This window comes from Streptomyces profundus (genome assembly GCF_020740535.1).
In the GTDB taxonomy this organism is placed as follows: domain Bacteria; phylum Actinomycetota; class Actinomycetes; order Streptomycetales; family Streptomycetaceae; genus Streptomyces; species Streptomyces profundus.
The window spans coordinates 7,247,888-7,272,085 of sequence record NZ_CP082362.1 but is presented as its reverse complement, the minus strand read 5'-3'; the positions used below and the strand labels follow the sequence as shown (position 1 = coordinate 7,272,085).

The following is a 24,198-nucleotide window of genomic DNA, read 5'->3' as shown; positions in this document are numbered from 1 at the left end:
TGTGGTGACGGGCCGGTTCAGCCGAACTCGCGGCGCACGGCCCGGCCGGCGGCTGCCAGCAGGGCGCCGCAGATCGCCATGGTCACGATGCCGAGCGCGGCGGCGACGCCCATCTCGAAGAACTGGAAGGCCTCGTTGTAGATCCGGATGGCGAGCGTCTGGGTGGCTTCGTTGGGGCCGCCGCCGGTGAGCGGGAAGATGAAGTCGAACTCGCGGAAGACACCGATGCCGGTGATCACGATGGCCAGGGCGGAGGCCGTGCGGACCGCCGGCCAGGTGACATGGGCGAACTGCCGCAGCGGCGAGGCGCCGTCCATCCGCGCGGCCTCGTAGAGCTCGCCAGGCACCGACTGGAGCTGGGCCAGCAGGATCAGGACGAAGAACGGGTAGTACTTCCAGATCGTCGGCAGGATCACGGCGAACATGGCGGTGTTGGAGTCGACGAGCCAGGCGACGTTGCTGTCGATGATGCCGACCGTGCGCAGCAGGTAGTTCACGACGCCGTAGGAGGCGTCGAGCATCCAGCTGAACGCCGCGCTCACCACCACTCCTGGGACCGCCCACGGCAGCAGGACCAGGGGCCGGATGATCCGGCGTCCGGGGAACGCCTTGTTGAGCAGGACGGCGAGGCCCAGGCCGATGGCGAAGGCGGGGAGCACGACGCCGAGGGTGTAGACCATCGACCGCACGATGTCGCTGACCAGGCCGGGGTCGGTGAGGACATCGCCGTAGTTGTCGAAGGTGAGCGGGTTCTGCTCCAGGTTGAGCAGATCGGAGATCTGGCCACCACGGAGGCTGAGGTCGATCGCCACATAGAGCGGGTAGGCCATCAGCAGACCGACGATGGCGAGGGTGGGCGAGAGCGTCAGATACGCGAAGACGCTGCGGCGTCGGTGCTCGCGCCGCAGCGCGGGCGAGGACTGGGTCGGCGGCGGGGTGGCGGACTTCGGCCGCGGTTTCGTGGTCATCGGGACTCCATGGCCTGCTCGAGTTCGCCCTGGAGGTGGGCGGCGATCGACGCGGTCGCATCGTTGGTGGTGATCAGGGCCGTGGCGGCGGCCGACACGATGTCGCTGATCCGGCCGAACCGTTCGCGGTGTTCCTGGTGGCCAGGGAAGATCGACTCGGCCTCGTCCGCGAGTTGCTGGAAGAGTTCGAGCTGTGGCGTCTCGGCGACGGCCTCGGCGGTGACCGAGTCGGCCCGGGGCGCCGGGTTGGTGGTCACCTCGGTGTAGCGGCGCTGCCACTCCGGTGAGCAGGCCAGCGCGATGAGGTCCCAGACGGCCGCCGCCTTGTCGGGGTCGATGCCGGCCGGCATGTGGATGCTGTTCGAGACGCCGCCGGGGACCTGCGGGAACGGTGCGCGGGCGACGTCGAGATGGGGGCGCACGGCGTCGCCTGCGCCGCCCAGCTCGTTGAGGAAGAACGGGCCCTCCAGGAGCATCGCGACCTTCCCCGTGAGGTAGAGCTCATTGCGCTGCTGGGACTGGATGCCCTGCGGCGCTTGGGCGAGGGCGCGGCGGTAGAGGTCGAGGCCGGCGATCGTCGCGTCGCTGTCGGCGGTGAACGCGCCGTCGTCGGTGGAGAGTGCGGCGCCGCTGCCGACGACGAAGGCGGCGAGTTCGGTGTAGTTGTCGGGGTTGGCGGCCGTCGTGGCGCCGAACCCGTAGATCCCGTCGCCCGTGATCGCCTCGGCGGCGGCGATCATCTCCTCCGGGGTGGTCGGGACCCCGGCCCCGACGGATTCGAGCAACCGCCGGTTGTAGTAGAGGTTGTAGCCGTAGCCGAGCAGCAGGACGCCGTGGTCCTCGCCGTCCAGTTCCATCTCCTCCTGCAACGGCGTCCAGGTGTCCTGGATGTCGGTGGACCGCAGGCGGTCCTCCAGCGACGCCAGCCAGCCACGGCCGGCGAACTCCGCGGCGTTGCGCGCCGGCAGGTGCACGATCTCCGGGCGGTCGTTGGCGGCGAACCTGATGGTGAGCTGGTCGACATAGCTGTCGAACGGCAGCGAGTAGAAGTCCACCCGCACCTCGGGGTGGGTCCGTTCGAACTCGGCGATCAACTCTCGCCACCACACGGCGAACGTTCCCTCGGCGGCCTGCCAGGAGGGGAACTCCAGCACGGTCCTCCCGTCGCCGGACCCGCCGCGCGAGCCACAGGCGGAGAGCGCGGCGCCGGCGGTGGCCGCGAGGCCGAGCGAGAGGACGCGCCGCCGGGAAGGTCCCGTGGGGCGGTTGCGCGCCGCGCTCATCGGGCGACACCGCCCGAGGTGCGGGAGGGGGCGGTGTCCTGGCCGGCGTGGTGGGGGTGCACGGTGGGGCCGGCGTAGCCCAGTGCCGTGCTCACCTCGTCGGCCGTCTCGATCACACGCCCCGCCAGCTCGCCCTCGCGGTTGTCGAGGTCGATGGCCGACAGCGCGCCCGAGATCGAGATGGCCGCGACGACCTCCCCTGCGGCGTCACGGATCGGCGCCGCCACGCAGGCGCGGCCCAGGGCGAGCTCCTCGACCTCGGTGGCGTACCCGCGTTCGACGACCAGCTCGATCTGCGCGTCGAGCCCCTCGTGGCTGCCGACGGTCCTGCCGGTGAACCTCGGCAGCTCGGGGAGCATCGCGCGCCGCTGGTCCCGGGTGGTGCCCACCAGCAGGCACTTGCCCATGCCGGTGGCGTGCAGGGCGTTGCGCTGTCCGGCCAGCGTCATCGACTTCGGGGCGAGCGCCCCCTCGTAGTTGGCGAGGTAGAAGACGGTGCCGCGGTGCAGGACGGACACGTTGACGCCGAGCCCGAGCTGCGCGGCGGCCTCCTGGGCGTGTCGCCGGGAGGCACGGTAGACCGGATGCTGGTTGAGCGCCGACCCGGCCAGGGTGATCAGTCCGGTGCCGAGCCGGTAGAGACCGGAGTCGGCGTCGCGCTCCACGTATTCGAGGGATTCGAGCGTCGCCAGCATGCGGGACGTCGTGGACTGGCCGAGCCCCGCCCGGGAGGAGACGTCGGCGACCCGGAGCGGGCGCCCGTCGTGGAACGCCGCGAGGACGGCCGCCGCGCGCTCCACGCTCTGGTTTGTGCTCGTGCCCTGCTCAGCACCCATGACCAGCTCTCCTACATCCGAAACACTTGCGATACGCGATGGATACTGCATTAAGCTATCCGCTCAATGCAAGAGTTCAACCGAAGAATGGATGCGGGCATGCAGATCGCCTCGGTCGAGACGTTCGTCCTCAAGGTCTTCCATCACGAGCCCTACCTCGGCGCCCTGCCGGACGGCAGCGAGGTGCCGGCGGGCTACCAGGTGCGCGCGCCCTGGCGGAGCCTGTACTCGCGCCGGTTCGAGACCCTGCTGGTGAAGGTGACAGCCGAGGACGGCACCGCGGGGTGGGGCGAGGCGCTGGCGCCGGTCGCGCCCGAGGTGCCGGCGGACATCGTCGACCTGCTGCTCGCTCCCGTCCTGCTGGGCCGGGACGCGCTCGCGCCGCGTCCGGCCTGGGCCCTGCTGCGGAACCTGATGCGCGAGCGCGGGCACCTGGTGGGCCATCAGGCCGACGCGCTGGCGGCCGTGGACATCGCGCTGTGGGACCTGGCCGGACGGCTGCGCGGCGCGCCCGTCGCCGCCCTGCTCGGCGGGGCGTTCCGGGAGCGGCTGCCGACCTATGTCTCGGGGCTGCCGCGGGCCACCGACGAGGAGCGGGCCCACCTCGCCGCCGACTGGGCGGGCCGGGGCGCCGGCGCCGTCAAGCTCCACCTCGGCCACGGCGTCGAGGCCGACCTGGCCACGGTGGACGCCGTCCGGGCCGCCGCGCCCGCGCTGCGGGTCGCCGTGGACGCGCACTGGGCCTACGGCCAGGCCGAGGCCCGGCGGCTCGCCGCCGGGCTGGCCGACCGTGGCTGCTGGTTCCTTGAGGCGCCGCTGGCCCCCGAGGACGAGGAGGGCCACCGCCACCTCGGCGAGCGCTCAGCGCTGCCCCTGGCGGTGGGCGAGACCCTGCGCAACCGCTACGAGTTCGCCCGCTGGCTGCGGGGTCGCGCGCTGGAGATCGCCCAGCCGGACGTGGCCCGCACCGGCATCACCGAGGCGATGGCGATCGCCGAGCTGTGCGCGGCGTCCCATGTCCCGGTGGCGCCGCACCACTCCGTCGGGCTCGGCGTCTCGGTGGCCGCCGGGCTGCATGTGGCGGCGGCCGTCGAGGACCTGCTGGTCTTCGAGTACCAGCCGACCTCGACCGAGGTGGGCCAGCGCGTGCTGCGCACCCCGCTCGCGGTCCACCCCGACCACTTCCCCCTCCCCGCCGGGCCGGGCCTCGGCATCGACGTAGACGAGCAGGTCGTCCGCGACCTCGCCGGAAAGGACTGATCTCCCCATGCCCCTCGTCCACGGGCTCGCACCGATCCTGGCCACCCCCTTCGCCTCGGACGGATCCCTCGACCTCCCCTCGTTGCGCCGCGTGGTGGAGTTCAACCTCAGCAGCGGCGTCGACGGTCTCGCGGTCTCCGGTATGGCGAGCGAGACCTTCGCGCTCACCGCCGAGGAACGGGCCCGCGTGCTGCGCGAGGTCGTCGACGTCGCGGCGGGCGCGGTCCCCGTGGTGGCCGGGGTCAACGCGACCTCCACGGTCACGGCGGTGGAACAGGCCAGGGCGGCGGCCGACGACGGCGCCGCCGCGCTGATGGTGCTGCCGCCGTACATGGTCAAGCCGACCCCCGCGCAGCTCCTCGACTTCTACGCGGAGGTCGCGGTCGCCACGGAGTGCGAGGTGATGGTGCAGGACGCCCCCGGGGTCACCGGCGTGACCATGGCTCCCGCGACGCTGGCCGAGTTGAGCACGCTGCCGAACGTGACCTCGGTCAAGGTCGAGGCGCCGCCGACGCCGGCCAAGGTGACCGCCGTGGTCGACACGGCGGCCGGCGCCGACTTCGCGGTGCTGGGCGGCCTGAACGCCCAGTTCTGCCTCGACGAGTACGCGCGCGGCGCCATCGGCACCATGCCCGCCTGCGAGTTCCCCGACCTGCTGCGTCCGGTGCTCGACGACTGGGCCGCCGGGCAGCGCGGGGCGGCCAGGGAGGGCTTCGCCCGGCTGCTGCCCCTGATCCTGCACGGGCTCCAGCAGGGCTGGGCCTGGGCGATACACAAGGAGGTCCTGCTCGCCCGGAAGCTCATCGCCGACGCCACCGTCCGCTCCCCCGCCCGCCCGCTCGACTCCCCGACCCGAGCCGCGCTGCACGAGGTGCTCGTGCCCCTGGGGGTCACGGCCGGCTGACCGCCGTCCTGCGGGGTGCGGCCGGCGCGCCGTCGGGCCCCGCGGGGAACGGGAGAGGGCCACCGGACAACCGCCGTGGGCCCTCCCCCGCCTCCCCGGGTCAGCGGTGCCGGAACTCGGGTGGCCGCTTGTCGACGAAGGCCGCCATGCCCTCCTTCTGGTCGGCGGTGGCGAACACCGCGTGGAAGAGCCGGCGTTCGAAGCGGACCCCCTCGGCGAGGGTGGTCTCGAAGGCCCGGCCGACGGCCTCCTTGGCCATCATGGCCACGGGCAGCGACATGCCGGCGACGGTTTCGGCGACGGCGAGGGCCTCGTCGAGCAGTTCGTCGGCGGGCACGACGCGGGAGACCAGGCCGGCGCGCTCGGCCTCGGCGGCGTCCATGGTGCGCCCGGTCAGGCACAGCTCCATGGCCTTGGCCTTGCCGACCGCTCTGGTGAGGCGCTGGGAGCCGCCGATGCCGGGGATCACCCCGAGCTTGATCTCCGGCTGGCCGAAGACGGCCGTGTCGGCGGCGAGCAGGATGTCGCAGAGCATGGCGAGTTCACAGCCGCCGCCGAGCGCGTACCCGGCGACGGCGGCGACGGTCGGGGTGCGCAGCGCCCCGAGCCGGTCCCAGGCCGTGAACCAGTCGGCGAGGTACATGTCCGGGTAGTCGTGGGGCCGCATCTCCTTGATGTCGGCGCCGGCGGCGAACGCCTTCGCCGAGCCGGTGATCACCACGCAGCCGCAGTCCTGGTCGCGGTCCAGGGCCTCCACCGCGGCCACCACCTCGTTCATGACCCGCAGGTTCAGCGCGTTGAGCGCCTGGGGGCGGTCGAGGGTGAGCAGGGCGGTGCGGCCCTGGCGTTCGACCCGGATCGTCTCGTACTCCGCCGCCGGATGTGTGGTCACGGCTGTTCCCCTTCCTGGCCCCTGATCGTCCGGACGATGCCCGAGAAGTCCTCGGCGGCACCGGCGCTCTCGGCATAGGCCGCGTACAACTCGGCGGCCCGCAGGCCGAGTTCCGCCCGCACACCGCCGGCGTTGGCGGCGTTGGCGGCCAGGCCGAGGTCCTTGGCCATCAGGGCGGCGGCGAAGCCGGCGCGGTAGTCCCGGTTGGCGGGGCTCGTCGGCACGGGCCCGGGCACCGGGCAGTTGACGCTCAGCGCCCAGCACTGCCCGGACGCCGTGGAGGCCACGTCGTAGAGCGCCTGATGGGAGAGGCCGAGGCTCTCGCCGAGGACGAACGCCTCGCTGACGGCGATCATCGAGACGCCGAGGATCATGTTGTTGCAGATCTTCGCGGCCTGCCCGGCGCCCGCCTCGCCGCAGTGGACGGCCCGTCGGCCCATGGCCTCCAGCAGGGGGCGCGCCTCGTCGAACTCCCCCTCCCCGCCGCCGACCATGAAGGTCAGCGTGCCGGCCTCGGCCCCGACCACCCCACCGGAGACGGGGGCGTCCAGGGCGCGCATGCCGGCGTCCCCGGCCAGTCGGTGCGCCTGGCGGGCGTCGGCGACATCGATGGTCGAGCAGTCGACGAACAGGGAGCCGGGACGGGCGGCGGCGAGGATGTCCCCGTAGAGATCCAGGACATGGCGCCCGGCGGGCAGCATGGTGACGACGACGTCCGCGTCGGCGACGGCCTCGGCCGCCGTCCCCACGGGCACCACGCCCGCGCCCGCGGCGGCGTCCAGGGCGGCGGTGACCAGGTCGTGGCCGCGCACCCGGAAGCCCGACGCCACCAGGTTGGCGGCCATCGGGCCGCCCATGTGCCCGAGTCCGATGAATGCGACGGTCCGGCTCATCCGGCCACCTCCACGGCGGTGTCGGTTCCGGCGAGCCCGAGTTCGTGCGCGCCGACGGGGGCGAAGAAGCGGGCGACCTCGGCCTCGGTGACCTCGCCGAGGCGGGCCGGCGACCAGCGCGGCCCGCGGTCCTTGTCGATGACCTGGGCGCGGATGCCCTCCACCAGATCGGGCGTGGCCAGGGCCGCGAGGGAGACCCGGTACTCCTGGTCGAGGACCCGCTCCAGCGAGCCGAGCCGACGGGCCCGGCGCAGCGATGCCAGCGTGACCTTCAGCGCCGTGGGCGACTTGGTGAGCAGGGTCTCGGCGGCCTCCTTCGCGTGCGGGTCCCCGTGGGCGCGCAGCCGCGACACGATCTCCTCGACGGTGTCGGCGGCGTAGCAGGCGTCGATCCACTCCCGCCTGGCGGCCAACTCCCCGACCGGTGCGGCCCGCACATGCCGGGCGATGGCGTCCGACACCGGGCGGGTCGTCAACTCCTCGACGAGGGCCCCGATCGAGGCGGACGGGAGGTAGTGGTCGGCGAGCCCGCACAGCAGGGCGTCCCCGGCGCCGATCCGCGCGCCCGTCAGGCCCAGATGGGTGCCCAGCTCGCCCGGGGCGTGGGCGAGCAGATGGGTGCCGCCGACGTCGGGGACGAAGCCGATGCCGGTCTCCGGCATCGCGAGGGTGGAGCGTTCCGTGACGAGACGGACGCCGCCGTGCGCCGAGATCCCGACGCCGCCGCCCATCACGATGCCGTCCATGACGGCGACATAGGGCTTGGGGTAGCGGGCGACGCGCGCGTTGAGGCGGTACTCGTCGCGCCAGAACGCGGCGGCGACGGTGCCGTCGCCCTCCCTGGCGTCGTCGTGGATGGCGCGGATGTCGCCGCCCGCGCACAGCCCGCGCTCGCCGGCGCCCGTGATGACCACGGTCTCGACGCCGGGCTCGTGCTCCCAGGCGGTGAGCGCCTCGGCGATCCGCCGCACCATGGCGTGGTTGAGGGCGTTGAGCACGTGGGGACGGTTGAGGGTGATACGGGCGGCCCGTCCGGTGGTGCGCAGCAGGACGGCGTCCTCGTCGCCGGTCATCGGAACGCCTCCGTCAGGCCGCGGGCCACGATGACACGCATGATCTCGTTGGTTCCTTCCAGGATCTGATGGACCCGCAGGTCGCGGACGATCTTCTCGATGCCGTACTCGCTGAGGTAGCCGTAGCCGCCGTGCAGTTGGAGCGCCCGGTCGGCCACCGCGTAGCCGGTGTCGGTGGCGAACCGCTTCGCCATCGCGCACAGGTAGGGGGCTTCGGGGTCCCCCCGGTCGAGGGCCCCGGCCGCCTGCCCGAGCAGCGCGCGGGCGGCGGCGAGCTCGGTCGCCATGTCGGCGAGGCGGAAGCGCAACGCCTGGGCGTCGAGCAGCCGTTGGCCGAACGCCTCCCGGTCGGCGAGGTGCCTGAGGCTCCGGTTGAGGGCGCTGCGGGCGCCGCCGAGGGAGCAGGCGGCGATGCCCAGGCGACCGCCGTTCAGACCGCTCATGGCGATGCGGAAGCCCTGGCCCTCGCGCCCCAGGAGCCGGTCGGCCGGCAGCCGGACGGCGTCCAGGATCACCTGGCGGGTCGGCTGGGCGTTCCAGCCCATCTTCCGCTCGTCGGGGCCGAAGGAGACGCCGGGGTCGTCCCGCTCGACCACGAACGCGGAGACGCCGTCGGCGCCCGCGCCACCGGTGCGGGCCATCACCACGTACACCCGGGCGGCGCCCGCGCCTGAGATGAACTGCTTGACGCCGGTGAGCAGCCAGTCGTCCCCGTCGCGGACGGCCCGGCTGGTGAGGGCGGCGGCGTCGGAGCCGGCGCCGGGCTCCGTCAGGCAGTAGCTGGCCAGATCGTCCATGGCGCAGAGGGCGGGGAGCCAGCGCCCGCGCTGTGCGGCGTCGCCGTGGTGGTCGATCATCCAGGCGACCATGTTGTGAATGGACAGGTAGCCGGCGATGGAGGGGCAGCCGGAGGCGAGGGTCTCGAAGACGAGGACCCCGTCGGCGCGGGTGAGGCCCGAGCCGCCGGACTCCTCGCTGACATAGACGCCGCCGAGCCCCAGCGCGGCGGCCTCGCGCAGCACGTCGACGGGGAAGTGCCTGTCGCGGTCCCAGTCGAGGGCGTGCGGCGCGAGGTGGTCCTGGGCGAAGTCGAGGGTCGTCTCGACGAGGGCCTGCTGGTCCTCCGTGAGGTGGGTGTGGGTCATCGCGGCTCAACCCGTCGTGGGGATGGTGAAGTCGGCGCCCGCACGGAGACCGGCCGGCCAGCGCGAGGTCACCGTCTTCGTGCGGGTGTAGAAGCGGACGGCGTCCGGGCCGTGCTGGTTGAGATCGCCGAATCCGGACTGCTTCCAGCCGCCGAAGGTGTGATAGGCGACCGGCACCGGGATCGGCACGTTCACCCCGACCATGCCGGTGTCGACCCGCCGGGTGAAGTCCCGCGCGGTGTCGCCGTCGCGGGTGAAGATGGCGACGCCGTTGCCGTAGCGGTGTTCGCTGGGCAGCCGCAGCGCCTCCTCGTAGTCCCCGGCGCGGACCACGGAGAGGACCGGGCCGAAGATCTCCTCCTGGTACACCCGCATCGCGGGGGTGACGCGGTCGAAGAGCGAGGCTCCGGCGAAGAAGCCGTTCTCGTGGCCCGGCAGGACGAACTCCCTGCCGTCGACGACCAGTTCGGCGCCCTCCTCGACCCCGAGGTCGACATAGGAGCGGACCCGGTCGACGGCGTCCGGGCCGACCAGCGGCCCGAAGTCGGCGCCGGGATCGTCGCTGCGGCCGATGCGCAGCCGGCCGACGCGCTCCTTGAGCCTGGCCACCAGGGCGTCGGCGGTCTCCTCCCCCACCGGGACGGCGACGGAGATCGCCATGCAGCGCTCGCCCGCCGAGCCGTAACCGGCTCCGATCAGGGCGTCCACGGCCTGGTCGAGGTCGGCGTCCGGCATCACGATCAGGTGGTTCTTGGCGCCGCCGAAGCACTGGGCGCGCTTTCCGTGGGCGGCGGCGGTGGCGTAGACGCTGGCGGCGACGGGCGTGGAGCCGACGAAGCCGAGGGCGGCGACGCGGGGGTCGGCCAGCAGGGTGTCCACCGCTTCCCGGTCGCCGTTGACGACATTGAGGACGCCGGGCGGCAGGCCCGCCTCCAGGAACAGTTCGGCCAGCCGCAGCGGAACGGAGGGCGCGCGCTCCGACGGCTTGAGGAGGAAGGCGTTGCCGCAGGCCAGGGCGGGGGCCGCCTTCCAGAGCGGAATCATCGCGGGGAAGTTGAACGGGGTGATGCCGGCTACCACCCCGACGGGCGCGCGCAGCGAGTGCACATCGATGCCGCCACCGGCGTTGTCGGTGAACTCGCCCTTGAGCAGATGGGGGATGCCGGCGGCGAACTCCACGACGTCCAGGCCGCGTTGGATGTCGCCCAGCGCGTCGGGGACCGTCTTGCCGTGTTCGGCGGACAGCAGCCGCGCCAGGGTGTCCTTCTCCCGCTCGACCAGGTGCAGGAAGCGGAGCAGGACTCGGGCGCGACGCTGGGGGTTCCAGTCGCCCCACGCGCGTTGTGCCCGCTCGGCGTCGGCGATGGCCGCCTCGGTCTCGGTGCGGCTCGCGAGGGGCACGCGGGCCTGGACCTCGCCGGTGTTGGGGTCGTACACGTCGCCGTAGGACCCCGAGGTTCCCGGGGTGTGTTCGCCGGCGACGAAGTGGGTCAACTCGCGCACGGTTGCGCGGTCGGTGACACGGACCATGGGTGCCTGCTCTCGTCAGGTGATCCGGGGATGGCGCGTCGGCCCGCCGGCGCGTGACGCGGTGGCGTACGCGGACGGGGGCGGCGCGAGATCGCTGATGGCGGAGGAGCCCTCAGACCGCGCCGGTTCGGCGCGGGTGAACTCCTCGATGACGCGCGGCCGTTCGCGTGGGCGGGCCGGGATCGTACGTGCGCACCGGTGCCATGCGTGTCAGCTCCATCCTCGTGGACAACACGGAAGATCCCGCGGCCGGTATCTGACTCCCGGATCAGCGCGCGCCGTCCGCCCTCCCGACAGCTGGCTCGTCGGTGGCGTCCTGCTCGACGACATGCGCCCCGGTCACAGTGGCGGGACCGTGCCGGAATCACACCGGCTTCCCTGCACCGCGGGCCTCTGCCCCGACTATATAGTTGGACGTCCTAGTAAAACCACCCCACGAACCCACCAACACGGCGCGCACGGGCGACAGTTGCCGACGGAGGCGCCCCCCGCGAGGCACCGCGCCGACCGCCGCGGTTCATCCGGCGTCTGCACGACCCTTGACGCCACCCCGTAAAGGTAGAACCTTTTAACCACGTGGCAACCTCCAGACCCGCCACGGAAACGCGGCTCCTGTGTGCTGTGTCGCGTTCGACGGTCGACCGGCCGAAGAGGTCCTTGTCCAGGAAGCAGTGAGACGTGACGTTGGATGATGAGCACACCAGGACCGCGAAGGGTTTCCGGCAGGTGCGTTCCGAACGCGTCTCACAGCGCGTCGTCCAGCAGTTCCAACAGATGATGCGGGAGGGCCAACTCCGGTACGGCGACAAGCTGCCGGCGGAGCGCGAACTCGCCGAGCAGTTCCAGGTCAGCCGGAACTCGGTGCGTGAGGCGCTGCGTCAGCTCGACCTCCTGGGGCTGGTGGTCAGCCGACACGGGGAGGGGACGTTCGTCGGACGGCCGAGCGCGTCGCAGCTGATGGCGCCGTTCCAGGCGGTGATCGAGCTGTCGTCGCCAGCGGTGCACTCGGTGATGGAGTTCCGCATGGTCTTCGAGCCGGGCGTAGCCGCCCTCGCGGCGGCCAACTTCACCCCCGAGCGGGAGGCCGATCTGACCGCCGCCCTGCTGGCGTTCGAACGCGCCGTCAGCGAGGGCGGGCCCGTGGAGACCGTGGACACGGACTTCCATCTGGCGGTGGCCAGGGCGACGGGCAACACGACGGTGCTCGCCGTGCACACCGCCGTCTACCAACTGCTGCGGGACATGCGCAGCAGGCTGGACCGGTCGAGCTACCACCCCCACGACAAGGCCGTCGCCGGGCATCGGGCCGTCTTCGACGCGGTCCTCGCGCGCGACCCGGACGAGGCGGGACGCGTCATGCGGGAGCACCTCGTCGACGTGGCGGGCGACCTGCGCGGCCCCGACAAGCCAGAAGTCACGACGGACTAGGGGGCGCGGCACCCATCGCGGTGCCCCGTCCGCACCCCGATAGGTAGTACCACTGAACCAACCACTCCCGGTGGGCGGTTCGCCGGCTACGAGGAGCGAGAGAATGCCGTACGAGATCACCACCCGCGTCGTGATCCTGGGCGCGGGACCGGCGGGGCTGACCCTCGGGAATCTGCTGCACGCCCGCCAGGTGCCCTGCGTGGTCGTCGACAAGTTCGAGCGGGAGGAGTTGGTGAGCCGGACCCGGGCGGGTCTGCTGGAGTACCGGACGGTGGAGACGGTGCGGCGGATGGGTCTTGCCGACCGCCTCCTGAAGGAGGGGCACCGGCACACCGGCTGCGAGTTCCGGTTCACCGGCCAGCGCTCCTACACCGACTTCTCCGAGCTGTACGACGGCCGTTCCCACCACGTCTACCCGCAACAGGAGGTGGTGGCCGACCTGCTCGACGGGCTCGTCGCCGCCGGCGGCGACGTGCGGCTCGGCGTCGCGGCCGAGCGCCTGGAACAGACCGACGACGGGGTGACGGTGCACCTCGCCGACGGCTCCGTCGTCCACGCCGAGTTCGCGGCCGGGGCCGACGGCCAACACGGCGTCGCCCGGGCGAGCACCCCGCCGGGGGCCACCACCGAGTACGAGATGGTCCACGAGTTCCAGTGGCTGACCCTGATCGCCGCCGCCGCGCCGTCCGCCGAGTGGACCATCTACGCCCAGCACGAGCGGGGCTTCGCCGGCCACCTGCTCCGCAGCGACACGTTCACCCGCTTCCATCTCCAGGTCCCCGTCGGGGACACGGTGGAGGACTGGCCGGACGAGCGGATCTGGGACGAGCTGCGGGCGCGGCTGGCCCACCCGGGCTGGACCCTCCACGAGGGGCCTGTCACCAGCAAGAACATGCTGGACATGCGCAGTCGGGTGGCCGAACCCATGCAGTACGGGCGGGTCTTCCTGCTCGGCGACGCCGCGCACATCATCAGCCCGTCCGGCGGCAAGGGCCTGAACCTCGCCGTGGCCGACGCGGTGGAGCTGGACCGCGTGCTGGCCGAACACGACGCCGGCACCGCCACGCTGGGCGCCTACAGCACGCGCCGGGTGCCCGACGTCTGGAAGGCGCAGGAGTTCAGCCACGCCCTGCTGCACATGATGCACACCTACCCGGACGAGGCCCCGTCCGCCGCCTTCCGGCAGCGGCTTCAGCAGTCACGGCTGTGGCAGTTGGCCAACTCCCCCGCCTACGCGCGGAACTTCGCGGCCAGCTATATCGGCCCTTCGCCCGTCGGCGGCTGACCGGGCTCGCGCCCGTCCCCGTTCCCGTTCCCGTCCCCATCCCCGAGCCGCACCCGCACCCGCACCCGCACCCGCACCCGTGATGAAGGCCCTGCCTACCCCGAAATGCCGACCCCTCGTCCCCCGCCCCCGAAGGACCCCGCCATGGCATCGACCCCCCGCGGCGCCCGTCTGGCCGCCGCCACCCTCCTATCCGCCCTCGCCGTGTCCGCCTGCGGAGACATCGGCTCGCAGAGCGGCGGTTCGGACGGCGATGTGCCGACCGTCCGCTTCTCCGCCCTTCCCGACCCCGCGCCGCTGCCCGTCCTGGTCATGCAGGAGCTGGGCATCGACGAGAGGCACGGCTTCCAGGCCGAGTTCGTCGAGGTGGATCCCGACGCGGCCACCAGCACCTTCCTGCTGGGCGAGAGCGACATCGGCGTCGACCAGGACGCCACCAACTCCGCCATCGCCAACAACGAGGGCAACGACGTCGTCTCCTTCTACCCGGCGCTGACCAACACCGCGGCCATCGTCGTCCCCGAAGACAGCCCCTACCGCTCCCCCGAGGACCTCGTCGGCGCCAGGGTCGGGCACTTCGGCACCGACTCCGGCACCACCCAGGCGATCTCCGTCTCGCTCCAACAGGGCTGGGGGATCAACCCCGTCGAGGACTACGAGCTGGTGCAGTCCTCCCCGGCGGCCCTCCCCGAGCTGCTGGCCAGCGGTGAGGTCGACGCCATCTTCGACTACGAGCCCTACGGGCTGCGCGCCGTCGAACGGACGCCGGGACGCTACCTGTTCAAGGTCGCCGACTACTGGCAGGAGAACACCGACTGGGCGCCGCCGCTGGCCATGCTGACGGCGCGGCGTGACTGGCTGACGGAGAACGGCGAGCTCGCGCACGCCGTCCAGAACGCCTGGCGGGAAGCCGTCCAGGAGATCGTGGACACCGACTACCAGCTGTTCCTCGAAGAGCCGTACGCGACGTTCCTGGACCGGGAGAGCCCCGAGGAGCTCCAGGCACTGGCCGACTACTGCGCCGGCCTGCCCTGTTACACGGACACCTGGACCCAGGAGGACACCGCCCAACAGCTGGTCTTCCTCGAACTGCTCGTGGAACAGGGCGGGTTGGACGGGCTGCCGGACAACGTCCCGGTCGCTGTCCTCGACGAGGTCGTCCAGGCCGACTGAGGAGAGCTGAGATGACCAGTGTGACCACGCCGGGCACCCGCCCGGCGCCCGGCCCACGGTGGCGGGCGGCGAGCCACCGATGGGGGCTGCCGGCCGCCGGGGTGGCCAGCGTGCTCGTCCTGTGGTGGTTCGGCGGTTCGGCCACCCGCTATGTGCCGCCCATCGGTGAGGTGGCCGCCGAACTGCCCGCCTTCCTGGGCGAGTCGGACACCTGGCTGGCGGTGGCGGCCACCACCCAACGGGTGGTCTGGTCCCTGGCGGTGGCCCTCGTCCTGGGCACGGCGGCGGCGTACGTGATGCGCCGCGACGGCTTCTGGAGCCGGGTGATCGCCTCCCTGACCTCGTTCGCGATCGCCGTCCCGAGCACGGTGGCCGCGCTGCTGGCCCTCTACCTCTTCCGTCGCGACCCGCTCGGGGTGTACGCGGTGGTGACGTTCATCTGCGCCCCCTTCGTGGCCACCATGCTGCGCCAGGGAATGCGCGAACTCGACGGGCGCGTCGGCGAGATGAGCGACGTGTACGGGGTGACCGGCCTGGCCAGAGCCCGGCATGTGGTGCTGCCGCAGCTGGTGCCCTATCTGCTGTCGGCCACGCGCAACGAGTACGCGCACGCCTGGAAGGTGGTCGTGCTGGCCGAGCTGTTCATCGTCAACAGCGGGATGGGCTACGAGTTCTCCCAGGCGTTCGACCGCTTCCAGCTGACCGAGGTGCTGCTCTGGCTCCTGGTCTTCGTCGCGATCCTCCTGGTCGGCGAGTACCTCGTCTTCCGGACCATCGAACGGTATGTCCTCTCCTGGCGGGTGTTGTGAACTTGACTTCCTCCCCCTCGTGAACAAGGGGGATTCCTACGGCTCGCGCCGTGAGGGTTTCTGCTTCGTCGCCGACTGCCCGCCCGGAGGACTCCGTTGAGGTCTTACACCAGCTCCACAGACAGACACCGTCAGCCCGACGGCCAGCAGGTTGCGCGCCGCGTTCACGTCACGATCATGGGTCGCCCCGCAACCGCCGCACGTCCAGACCCGGACGTGCAGCGGCATCCCACTCCGCACGGCGCCGCAGACGGAGCACAGCTTGGAGGAGGGGAAGAAGCGGTCGACCGCGATCACTTCCCGCCCGTACCAGGCCGCCTTGTACTCCAGCATGCTCCGGAACTCCGACCACGCCGCGTCCGAGATGGCGCGGGCCAGAGAGCGGTTTCGCACCATGTTCCGCACCGCGAGGTCCTCGATCACGAGCGTTTGGTGTTCACGCACGAGTCGAGTGGTCAGCTGGTGCAGGTGGTCCCGCCTACGGTCAGCGATCCGGGCATACACCCGGGCGACCTTCCGGCGGGCCTTGGCGCGGTTGGCCCCATCCCCCGCGGCCTTACGGGCCAGCCGCCGCTGGGCCTTCGCGAGACGGGCACGATCCGCACGCTCGTGCCTCGGGTTGGTGATCTTCTCGCCGGTGGAGAGGGTCAGCAGGTGGTCGAGCCCGACATCGATACCGACGGCCGTATCGGCGGCCGGGAGCCGCTGAATGGTCGGGTCCTGGACCAGCAGGGACACGTACCAGCGTCCGGCGGCGTCCTGGGAGACGGTCACCGTGGACGGCGACGCACCCTCGGGCAGCGGGCGGGACCACACGATGCCCAGCGGCTCCGCCATCTTCGCCAAGGTCAGCCGGCCGTCCCGGAGCCGGAACGCGGAGGTGGTGTACTCCGCCGACTTCCGCGATCGCTTCCGCGACTTGAAACGCGGGTACTTGGCTCGCTTGTCGAAGAAGTTGGTGAACGCTCCCTGGAGGTGCCGCAGCGCCTGCTGGAGCGGGACGGAGGAGACGTCGTTGAGGTAGGCGAACTCCTCGGTCTTCTTCCAGGCCGTCAGCATGGCCGAGGTCTGGTGGTAGTTCACCCGCTCCTGCCGCGTCCACGCTTCCGTACGCGCGGCAAGGGCCAGGTTGTAGACCTTCCGCACGCACCCGAAGGTGCGCGACAGCTCCGCCGCCTGCGCATCCGTCGGATAGCAGCGGTACTTGACGCCCGCTTCACGTGCGTGGTCTTCACAGTTCACATGATAAGGGCTCAATTAGTGGTGAACTGCCGGTCGTTGCTGGTAGACGCCGGTCCGCCCTGACGGCGAACCGGCTTCCCCTGCCCTGCTCCGCAGGAGCTTCGTTTCCTCCCCCGGCTGAAGCCGGGGGTATCCACGAAGGAGTCCCGATGAACGAAACCATGCGTGGCCCGGCCGTCCCCGACGGGCTGGCCAAGACGGACGACCCCTATCTCGAACTGCGGGGGGTCACCGTCAGACACGCGGACAAGACCGTGGTCTCCGGGATCGATCTGACCCTGCGCGCCGGGGAGTTCGTGGCGCTGCTCGGGCCGAGCGGGTGTGGCAAGTCCAGCCTGCTGCATGTGCTCTCCGGGCTGGCTCCCGTCGCCGGGGGCGAGCTGCGGCTGCGCGGCGCCGACGCCACCGACGGGCTGCGGGGGCGGGTCCGGGTGGGATACGTCTTCCAGGACCACCGGCTGCTGCCCTGGCGCACCGTGCGCCAGAACGTCGAGATCGCGATGAAGGCGGCCGGCGTGCCGAAGGAGGAGTGGGACGAGCGCCTTGACCGCTTCCTCGACATGCTGCGGGTGGGCGAGCACCGCGACGCCTGGCCGATGCGGCTCTCCGGCGGTCAGCGGCAGCGGGTCTCGATCGCTCGCGCGCTGGCCGTGAACCCCGACATCGTCCTGATGGACGAGCCGTTCAGCGGTCTGGACGAGGTCACCGGGCGGGCGATGCGCCAGGAGCTGACGCGGCTGCACGAGGTCACCTCGGTGCCCACCCTGTTCGTCACGCACTCCATCAGGGAGGCGCTGTTCCTCGCCGACCGGGTGGTCATCCTCAGCCACGGCCCGGCCCGCGTGCTGAAGACCCTGGACGTTCCGCTGGAGCGCCCGAGGCGGTACGAGGACCCGCGGCTCGCCCGGCTGGAGGACGAGGTCGTCGCCGACGTGCTGCGCGAGTGGGATCTGGTGGACGGGGCGGCCTCGTGACGGCGCCGGCCACGGTCCGCCCCGTCCCCTCGGCGCGGCCCGCGTCCGCCGCCCCGGCCGACGGGGAGCGGGTGGGCTGGCGCGCTCGGCTGGCTTCCGGGTTGACCGCGGTGCTGTTGGGCGTCGCCTGCTGGCAGTTGGGCAGTCTGCTCTCCGACGGCTGGATGCCGGGGGTCGGCGAGGTCCTGGCGGCCACCGGCGACGCGCTCACCGACTCCGGGTTCTACGGGGACGCGTTCCTCTCGCTGCGCCGGGTGCTGACCGTGCTGGTGGCCTCGATGCTGCTGGGGCTGCTGATCGGGCTGGCCTGCGGGCTGAGCCGCGGTGCCGAGGCGTTCTGCCGCCCGATCCTGGTGATCGGTCTCGCGATCCCCGACCCGGTCTACATCATCCTGGTCATCCTCGTCATGGGGATCTCCGAGACCTCGGGCGTGGTCGCGCTCGTCATCGCCATCACCCCGCTGGTGGCCAACGTGGTCGCCGGATCGGTCGGTGCCCGCGACCACTCCCTGGACGAGATGGCCCGCACCTACCGGCTGGGCTGGCGCGACTACACCAGGCATGTGCTGGCCGCGCAGGTCAGGCCCGCCGTGGTGGGCGCGCTGAAGACGTCGTTCGCCTTCTCCTGGAAGCTCGTCGTCCTGATGGAGACCATGACCCAACCGGACGGCGTGGGGGCCCGGATCTACGAGGCGTTCCGGTTCCTGCGGCCCGAGGACATGGTCGCCTACGCCCTGATCTTCACCGTCCTGATGCGGGTCATCGAGACCCTGGCGCTGCGCCGGCTGGAGAGACCCCTCCCCCACTGACCCGGCTCCTCGACGACCCGGGCCCCCGTTGCCCCGTGCCTCTCGACATGCCTTTCGACATGCCTCTCGAAGGAGGAACTCCCCATGGACCAGAACCTGTTCAACGACATCTGCCTACGGCAGCTGACCCTCTCCGCCGTGCACGAAGGTGAGACCGTGGCCGTGCTGACCCGGGGTGCCGAACGCGGCGAGTACGCCGACGCGTTCCTCTGGGCCGCGCAACAGCTCGGCGCCCGGACGTTCCACCTGCGGCTGCCGTCCCCGGCCAGCGCCTCCGGCGGCTGGGCGGTCGGCGACTCCGGGCTCGCCGGCAACCGGCACGCCGTGGAGGCGCTCAAGAGCGTGGACATGGTGGTGGACTGCACCTTCCTGCTGTTCTCCGCCGAGCAGTTCGAGATCCAGGCGGCCGGCACCCGGATCCTCACCGCCGTCGAGCCGGCGCCGCTGCTGGCCCGGCTGCTGCCGACCACGGAGCTGCGGGAGCGGGTTACGATCGGCGCGGAGCTGCTGGCCAAGGCGGGGACCATGCGGATCACCAGCCCGCACGGCACCGATGTCACCTACCGGTTGGGGGTCTACCCGACGCTGAGCGAGTACGGCTACACGGACACGCCGGGACGCTGGGACCACTGGCCCGCCGCGTTCGTGTTCACCGGTGGCGCCGACGACGGGGTGGACGGCCGGATCGTGCTGGCCCCCGGCGATGTGCTGCTGCCGTTCAACACCTATGTGACGACACCCGTCGAGCTGACCGTCGAGGCCGGCTTCATCCGCGACATCCGGGGGCTCGACGGGCAGCCGAGCCTGGACGCCGACCTGCTCAGCTCCTATATCCGGAGCTTCGACGACCCACGTGGCTACGGCATGAGCCATGTCGGCTGGGGGCTCGACGAACGGGCGCACTGGCACGGGCTGACCCAGTTCGGCGGCGGCATGGGCATGGAGCTGCGCAGCTTCTACGGCAATGTGATGTTCTCCATCGGCCCGAACAACGAGTTGGGCGGTCCGAACGACACCGCCTGCCACTTCGACATCCCGATGCGCGGCAACAGCCTCTATCTCGACGACGAACTGATCGTGGACGCCGGCGAGTTGACCGTTCCCGAGATGCGTCCGGCGGCCCGGCGATGACGGACTACCGCATCGGCATGATCGTGCCGAGTTCGAACCTGACCATGGAGACGGAGCTGCCCCGGATGCTGCGGGCGCGCGAGGAGGTCGTGCCGGACGAGCGTTTCGTCCACCACGCCGCCCGGGCCCGGATGCGGCAGGTGACGCCCGAGCAGCTGGCCGCGATGAACGAGCAGTCCCGGCGCGCGGCGGCCGAACTGGCGGACGCCAGGCCGGACATCGTCACCACGGCCTGTCTGGTCGCCATCATGGCGCAGGGGCCCGGGTACCACTGCGTGGCGGAGGACGCGATATCCGAGGTGCTGAGGGACGAGGGCGCGTCGGCCCCCGTGGTCTCCAGTGCCGGTGCGCTCCTGTCGGGCATCGAGGCCCTCGGGGCGCGGCGGGTCGCGATCATCACGCCCTATCTCAAGCCGCTGACCCAGGCCGTCATCACCTACCTGGAGGACGCGGGGGTCGAGGTGGTCGACTCGCTGTCGCTTGAGGTGCCGGACAATCTGGCCGTGGCGCGCCTGGATCCGACGCGGCTGCGCGACCACGCGCGGACACTCGATCTGACGCGGGCCGACGCCCTGGTGCTCTCGGCGTGCGTGCAGATGCCGTCGCTCCCGTCGATCCAGCCCGTCGAGGACGAACTCGGCCTTCCGGTCCTGTCGGCGGCCACCGCGACCACCCACCGTGTGCTGACCGGGCTCGGTCTTGAGCCGGTGGTGCCGGGCGCCGGACGACTGCTGGCCGGGAGCCCTCCGGTCCGCTCCGGGGAGCGGCCGTGAGCGGGCTGCACGGGGAGGCGGTGGACCGGCTCTACGACACGGCTGGCTTCGGCGCCCGGGTACCGCGGGGGCGGCGCCCCGCGCTGGTGGTCGTGGACCTCACCCGGGGCTTCACCGAGCCGGGGTTCCCCACCGGCAGCGATCTCACCGGCGTCGTCGAGGCCAGCGCGCGGCTCGTCGAGGCGGGCCGCGCGGCGGGGCTGACCACGGTGTTCACGGCGATCGCCTACACCGCCGCCGAGGCCGACGGCGACGCCGTCGCCTGGCTGCGGAAGGCTCCCGGGATGCGGACCCTGGTCGAGGGCGGCGAGGCGGTGGCCCTCGACCCCCGGCTACCGGTCGGGGACGGCGACCACCTGATCGTCAAGAAGGGGGCCTCGGCCTTCGCCGGTACCTCCCTGGCGGCGCTGCTCGCGGGCGCCGGCTGCGACTCCGTCATCGTCTGCGGCGCCACGACCAGCGGCTGTGTCCGGGCCACGGCCGTGGACGCGGTGCAGGCGGGATTCGACACCCTGGTCGTCCGCGAGGCCGTCGGCGACCGGGCCCGGGGGCCGCACGACGCCGCCCTGTTCGATCTCCAGGCGAAGTACGCGGATGTGGTGCCCCTGCGGGAGGCGCTGGCGCAGGTCGCCGCGCTCGGTGAGCGGAAGGAGCCGTCGTGACGGATGAACGGAGGCTGGGCCAGCGGGCCCTGGCCGACCTCGCCGATGTGCCGGCCACCAGCCGCTGGGTGTCCGCCGGATCGCTGCGGCTGCACGTGCTCGACTACGGCGGCGCGAACCTGCCGCCGCTGCTGGTGATCCCCGGTATCACGACCCCGGCCGTCGGCATGGACTTCGTCGCCCGCGAACTGACCGACCTGGCGCGGCCGGTGGTGCTGGACGTCCGGGGGCGCGGCCTGTCGGACGACGGGCCCGCCACCCTCGACGCGTTCGCGGACGATGTGGCGGCCGTGGTGGCCGGGCTCGGCCTTGAGCGCCCGGTGCTTCTCGGGCACTCCATGGGGGCGCGGATCGCGGCGGTGGCGGCGGCCCGGGGCGCGGTGCGCGGCAGCGTGCTCGTCGACCCCCCGATGAGCGGCCCGGGTCGGGGCCCCTACCCCACGACGCTGCCGGCGTTCCTGGAGCAGCTGGCGGAGGCTCGGCGCGGCACCACGGCGGCCGAGGTCGCCAGGTTCTGGCCGCGCTGGCCGGAGCGGGAGTTGGGGCTGCGCGCCCGGTGGCTGGCGAGCTGCGCTGAGGCGGCGGTGGCCGGGACGCACGCGGGGTTCGAGGGCGAGGACTTCTTCGCCGTCTGGCCGTCCGTGCCCGCGCCGAGCGTGCTGATCCACGGCGCGGAGAGCCCCGTGGTGACCGCAGAGGGCGCGGCGGAGGCGGCCGAGGCCAACCCGGCGGCCTCGGTGGTGAGCGTGGCGGGCGCGGGACACATGGTCTTCTGGGACGAGCCGGCCACCGCGCTGGCCACCACCCGCGCGGCCCTGACCTCGGTGCTGAACGCCTGAGGAGAGCCCCGGCGCCGCCGGCGGGGCGGACCCCCCGCCTCGCCGGCGGCGCCGTAGCCGCTTGCCAAGTTGCAGATTTCTGCAATTTCATTGACGATGAGCGGGCCGCGCCGACGGTTGTCGCGTGGCTGGCGTGGGCGGGGTCCGCCTCAGGCGCGAGAGTCAGGAGGGAGCCGCGTGTCGGTTCCGCTGTATCAGGCCAAGGCCGAGTTCTTCCGCATGCTCGGACATCCGGTGCGGATCAGGGTCCTGGAGCTTCTCCAGGAGGGGCCCACCTCGGTGCGGGACCTGCTGGCGGAGATCGAGGTGGAACCGGCGGCGCTGTCGCAGCAGCTGGCGGTGTTGCGGCGCTCCGGCATCGTCACCTCGCGGCGTGAGGGAACGACGGTCGTGTACGCGCTCGCGGGCGGGGACGTCGCCGACCTCATGCGGGCCGCGCGACGCATCCTGACCGAGATGCTCGCGGGCCGGAACGAACTCCTGGCCGAGCTGCGGGAGTCCGAGGTCGCCGAGGGATGAGCGGCACCTCCGCCACCCGGTCCCTGGTGGGCCGGGTCGTCTCGCTGATGCCCACCCGTTCCGATGTCGCGGAGATGGGGCGCTCCCCACGCCGCGACCTCATCGCCGGGCTCACGGTCGCCATCGTGGCGCTGCCGCTCGCGCTCGGCTTCGGCGTCTCCTCCGGGCTCGGCGCGGAGGCGGGGCTCGCCACGGCCGTGGTGGCGGGTGCGCTCGCCGCCGTCTTCGGCGGGTCCAATCTCCAGGTGTCGGGGCCGACCGGCGCGATGACCGTCGTCCTGGTCCCGATCGCGGCGCGGTACGGCCCCGGTGGCGTGCTGACGGTCGGGCTCGTCGCCGGCGTCATGCTCGTGCTGCTGGCGGCGGCGCGCGCCGGCAAGTACATGCGGTACGTTCCCGCGCCCGTCATCGAGGGCTTCACCCTCGGCATCGCCGGCGTCATCGCCCTCCAGCAGGTGCCGAGCGCCCTCGGCGTGGAGCCACCGGAGGGCGAACAGGTCCTCGTGGTGGCCTGGCGCGCCGTCGAGGAGTTCGCGAAGTCACCGAACGGGACGGCCGTCGGCCTCGCCGTGGGCGTGGCCGCGGTGATGCTCGCGGGGGCGCGCTGGCGGCCCACCGTCCCGTTCTCCATCGTCGCCGTGATCGCGGCCACCGTCGTCGCGCAGGTCTTCCATCTGGACGCCGCGGCGCCCATCGGCGACCTGCCCGCCGGGCTCCCCGCGCCCTCGCTCGGATTCCTGGACCTGGGCGCCCTCGGCACGTTGCTGCCCTCGGCCGTGGCGGTGGCCGCGCTCGCCGCGCTGGAGTCGCTGCTGTCCGCCTCGGTCGCCGACGGGATGACGGTCGGCCAGAAGCACGATCCCGACCGGGAGCTGTTGGGGCAGGGCCTGGCCAATGTCGCGGTTCCGCTCTTCGGCGGCGTGCCCGCCACCGGCGCCATCGCCCGCACCGCCGTCAACGTCCGCGCCGGGGCCTCCTCGCGGCTCGCCGCGCTCACCCACGCGGCCGTCCTCGCCGTGATCGTCTTCGCCGCCGCGCCACTCGTGTCGAGGATTCCCCTCGCCGCGCTCGCCGGCGTGCTGCTGGCCACCGCGATCCGCATGGTCGAGATCGGGTCCGTGCGGGCCATGGCCCGCGCGACCCGCGCCGACGCGGTCGTCCTGACCCTGACCGCCGCGGCGACCCTCGCCCTCGACCTGGTCGCCGCCGTGATCATCGGCCTGGTCGTGGCCGGCGTGCTCGCCCTGCGCGCGGTGGCCATCGAGGCCAGGCTGGACGAGGTGCCGCTCGACCGCGGCGACCACAGCGCCGAGGAACACGCCCTGCTCGCCGAGCACATCGTCGCCTACCGCATCGACGGCCCGTTGTTCTTCGCCGCCGCGCACCGCTTCCTGCTGGAGCTGAGCGAGGTCGCCGACGTCCGGGTGGTCATCCTGCGGATGTCCCGGGTGACCACCATGGACGCCACCGGCGCGCTGGTGCTCAAGGACGCGGTGGACAAGCTCGAACGGCGCGGCATCGCCGTCCTGATGTCGGGGATCCGGCAGCGGCAGGTCCTCGAATCCGTCGGAGCGCTGCCGGCGCGGGGCGAGTACCCGACCACCCGCGACGCCATCCAGGCCGCCCGCCAACACCTCAGCCGCGCCGGCCTGTTGCCCGACAGCTCCGGCGGTTGAGCGGCACCTCGGGGAGCCCGGCGCGCGGCGACGCGGCCGAGGCGGACCCGCCCGGACGCGTCGCGCGCACCACTGCCCCGCCGCACATACCGGC

At 72.4% G+C, this 24,198-nt stretch carries 22 protein-coding genes, 1 pseudogene and 1 riboswitch; of the genes and pseudogenes, 14 read left to right on the top strand and 9 right to left on the bottom strand.

Annotation, left to right across the window (positions count from 1 at the left end):
• Positions 1-17: 17 nt before the first annotated feature.
• Genes K4G22_RS30300 through K4G22_RS30290 form a run of 3 tightly spaced genes read right to left on the bottom strand, consistent with a single transcriptional unit; the run spans position 18 to position 3,087 of the window.
• Positions 18-968, bottom strand: a complete 951-nt coding sequence (locus K4G22_RS30300) for a carbohydrate ABC transporter permease (RefSeq protein WP_228083664.1) — start codon at positions 966-968, stop codon at positions 18-20.
• Positions 965-2,251 (bottom strand): ABC transporter substrate-binding protein, encoded by a 1,287-nt coding sequence (locus K4G22_RS30295; RefSeq protein WP_228083663.1) that lies wholly within the window; start codon positions 2,249-2,251, stop codon positions 965-967. The genes K4G22_RS30300 and K4G22_RS30295 overlap by 4 nt, the downstream gene beginning before the upstream one ends.
• Positions 2,248-3,087 carry an IclR family transcriptional regulator gene (locus tag K4G22_RS30290; RefSeq protein ID WP_228083662.1) on the bottom strand — a complete coding sequence of 280 codons (840 nt, stop codon included), beginning with the start codon at positions 3,085-3,087 and terminating at the stop codon, positions 2,248-2,250. Before K4G22_RS30290 ends, K4G22_RS30295 begins: the two co-directional genes overlap by 4 nt.
• A gap of 99 nt (positions 3,088-3,186) precedes the next feature.
• On the opposite strand from K4G22_RS30290, the gene K4G22_RS30285 reads away from it, so the two are divergent.
• Together K4G22_RS30285 and K4G22_RS30280 are read left to right on the top strand one after the other, a co-directional pair.
• Positions 3,187-4,347, top strand: a complete 1,161-nt coding sequence (locus K4G22_RS30285) for a mandelate racemase/muconate lactonizing enzyme family protein (protein WP_228083661.1) — start codon at positions 3,187-3,189, stop codon at positions 4,345-4,347.
• A gap of 7 nt (positions 4,348-4,354) precedes the next feature.
• Positions 4,355-5,251 carry a dihydrodipicolinate synthase family protein gene (locus K4G22_RS30280; protein ID WP_228083660.1) on the top strand — a complete coding sequence of 299 codons (897 nt, stop codon included), beginning with the start codon at positions 4,355-4,357 and terminating at the stop codon, positions 5,249-5,251.
• Positions 5,252-5,351: 100 nt separating this feature from the next.
• Here K4G22_RS30280 and K4G22_RS30275 read toward each other — a convergent pair whose 3' ends face one another.
• Genes K4G22_RS30275 through K4G22_RS30255 form a run of 5 tightly spaced genes read right to left on the bottom strand, consistent with a single transcriptional unit; the run spans position 5,352 to position 10,784 of the window.
• A complete protein-coding gene (locus K4G22_RS30275) occupies positions 5,352-6,143 on the bottom strand; it encodes an enoyl-CoA hydratase (RefSeq protein ID WP_228083659.1) in 792 nt (263 codons plus the stop codon).
• Positions 6,140-7,036 (bottom strand): 3-hydroxyisobutyrate dehydrogenase, encoded by an 897-nt coding sequence (gene mmsB / locus K4G22_RS30270; protein ID WP_228083658.1) that lies wholly within the window; start codon positions 7,034-7,036, stop codon positions 6,140-6,142. The genes K4G22_RS30275 and mmsB overlap by 4 nt, the downstream gene beginning before the upstream one ends.
• Complete coding sequence (locus K4G22_RS30265) at positions 7,033-8,109, bottom strand: enoyl-CoA hydratase/isomerase family protein (protein ID WP_228083657.1); 1,077 nt, start codon at positions 8,107-8,109, stop codon at positions 7,033-7,035. The genes mmsB and K4G22_RS30265 overlap by 4 nt, the downstream gene beginning before the upstream one ends.
• The gene (locus tag K4G22_RS30260) at positions 8,106-9,254 is read right to left on the bottom strand and encodes an acyl-CoA dehydrogenase family protein (RefSeq protein WP_228083656.1); all 1,149 of its coding nucleotides are present in this window, start codon (positions 9,252-9,254) and stop codon (positions 8,106-8,108) included. The genes K4G22_RS30265 and K4G22_RS30260 overlap by 4 nt, the downstream gene beginning before the upstream one ends.
• A 6-nt stretch (positions 9,255-9,260) precedes the next feature.
• On the bottom strand, positions 9,261-10,784 hold the full coding sequence (locus K4G22_RS30255; RefSeq protein ID WP_228083655.1) for a CoA-acylating methylmalonate-semialdehyde dehydrogenase: 1,524 nt from the start codon (positions 10,782-10,784) through the stop codon (positions 9,261-9,263).
• 230 nt (positions 10,785-11,014) lie between these two features.
• Positions 11,015-11,187, bottom strand: a riboswitch (cobalamin riboswitch).
• Between the two features lie 275 nt (positions 11,188-11,462).
• Between K4G22_RS30255 and K4G22_RS30245 the strand changes: the two genes are divergently transcribed.
• The 4 genes from K4G22_RS30245 to K4G22_RS30230 all read left to right on the top strand — a co-directional run bounded on the left by K4G22_RS30245 (position 11,463) and on the right by K4G22_RS30230 (position 15,479).
• The gene (locus K4G22_RS30245) at positions 11,463-12,212 is read left to right on the top strand and encodes a FadR/GntR family transcriptional regulator (protein ID WP_322785150.1); all 750 of its coding nucleotides are present in this window, start codon (positions 11,463-11,465) and stop codon (positions 12,210-12,212) included.
• A 103-nt stretch (positions 12,213-12,315) separates the two neighbouring features.
• Positions 12,316-13,497: a 4-hydroxybenzoate 3-monooxygenase gene (locus K4G22_RS30240; RefSeq protein WP_228083654.1), complete on the top strand. Its 1,182-nt coding sequence runs from the start codon at positions 12,316-12,318 to the stop codon at positions 13,495-13,497.
• A 144-nt stretch (positions 13,498-13,641) separates the two neighbouring features.
• Positions 13,642-14,670: an ABC transporter substrate-binding protein gene (locus K4G22_RS30235; protein WP_228083653.1), complete on the top strand. Its 1,029-nt coding sequence runs from the start codon at positions 13,642-13,644 to the stop codon at positions 14,668-14,670.
• An 11-nt stretch (positions 14,671-14,681) separates the two neighbouring features.
• Positions 14,682-15,479 carry an ABC transporter permease gene (locus tag K4G22_RS30230; protein ID WP_228083652.1) on the top strand — a complete coding sequence of 266 codons (798 nt, stop codon included), beginning with the start codon at positions 14,682-14,684 and terminating at the stop codon, positions 15,477-15,479.
• Positions 15,480-15,515: 36 nt separating this feature from the next.
• On the opposite strand, the pseudogene K4G22_RS30225 reads toward K4G22_RS30230, so the two are convergent.
• Positions 15,516-16,714, bottom strand: a pseudogene (locus tag K4G22_RS30225) (RNA-guided endonuclease InsQ/TnpB family protein).
• A gap of 156 nt (positions 16,715-16,870) precedes the next feature.
• On the opposite strand from K4G22_RS30225, the gene K4G22_RS30220 reads away from it, so the two are divergent.
• The 8 genes from K4G22_RS30220 to K4G22_RS30185 all read left to right on the top strand — a co-directional run bounded on the left by K4G22_RS30220 (position 16,871) and on the right by K4G22_RS30185 (position 24,104).
• Positions 16,871-17,695, top strand: a complete 825-nt coding sequence (locus K4G22_RS30220; protein WP_228083651.1) for an ABC transporter ATP-binding protein — start codon at positions 16,871-16,873, stop codon at positions 17,693-17,695.
• Positions 17,692-18,504, top strand: coding sequence for an ABC transporter permease (locus tag K4G22_RS30215; RefSeq protein WP_228083650.1), 813 nt, complete (start codon positions 17,692-17,694; stop codon positions 18,502-18,504). Before K4G22_RS30220 ends, K4G22_RS30215 begins: the two co-directional genes overlap by 4 nt.
• 84 nt (positions 18,505-18,588) lie before the next feature.
• Complete coding sequence (locus K4G22_RS30210) at positions 18,589-19,635, top strand: 2,5-dihydroxypyridine 5,6-dioxygenase NicX family protein (protein WP_228083649.1); 1,047 nt, start codon at positions 18,589-18,591, stop codon at positions 19,633-19,635.
• Positions 19,632-20,408 (top strand): maleate cis-trans isomerase family protein, encoded by a 777-nt coding sequence (locus K4G22_RS30205; protein ID WP_322785149.1) that lies wholly within the window; start codon positions 19,632-19,634, stop codon positions 20,406-20,408. Before K4G22_RS30210 ends, K4G22_RS30205 begins: the two co-directional genes overlap by 4 nt.
• Positions 20,405-21,070 carry an isochorismatase family protein gene (locus tag K4G22_RS30200; RefSeq protein WP_228083648.1) on the top strand — a complete coding sequence of 222 codons (666 nt, stop codon included), beginning with the start codon at positions 20,405-20,407 and terminating at the stop codon, positions 21,068-21,070. Before K4G22_RS30205 ends, K4G22_RS30200 begins: the two co-directional genes overlap by 4 nt.
• The gene (locus tag K4G22_RS30195) at positions 21,067-21,909 is read left to right on the top strand and encodes an alpha/beta fold hydrolase (RefSeq protein ID WP_228083647.1); all 843 of its coding nucleotides are present in this window, start codon (positions 21,067-21,069) and stop codon (positions 21,907-21,909) included. Before K4G22_RS30200 ends, K4G22_RS30195 begins: the two co-directional genes overlap by 4 nt.
• Before the next feature lie 177 nt (positions 21,910-22,086).
• Positions 22,087-22,428 carry an ArsR/SmtB family transcription factor gene (locus K4G22_RS30190; protein WP_228083646.1) on the top strand — a complete coding sequence of 114 codons (342 nt, stop codon included), beginning with the start codon at positions 22,087-22,089 and terminating at the stop codon, positions 22,426-22,428.
• The gene (locus tag K4G22_RS30185) at positions 22,425-24,104 is read left to right on the top strand and encodes a SulP family inorganic anion transporter (RefSeq protein WP_228083645.1); all 1,680 of its coding nucleotides are present in this window, start codon (positions 22,425-22,427) and stop codon (positions 24,102-24,104) included. Before K4G22_RS30190 ends, K4G22_RS30185 begins: the two co-directional genes overlap by 4 nt.
• Positions 24,105-24,198: the final 94 nt, after the last annotated feature.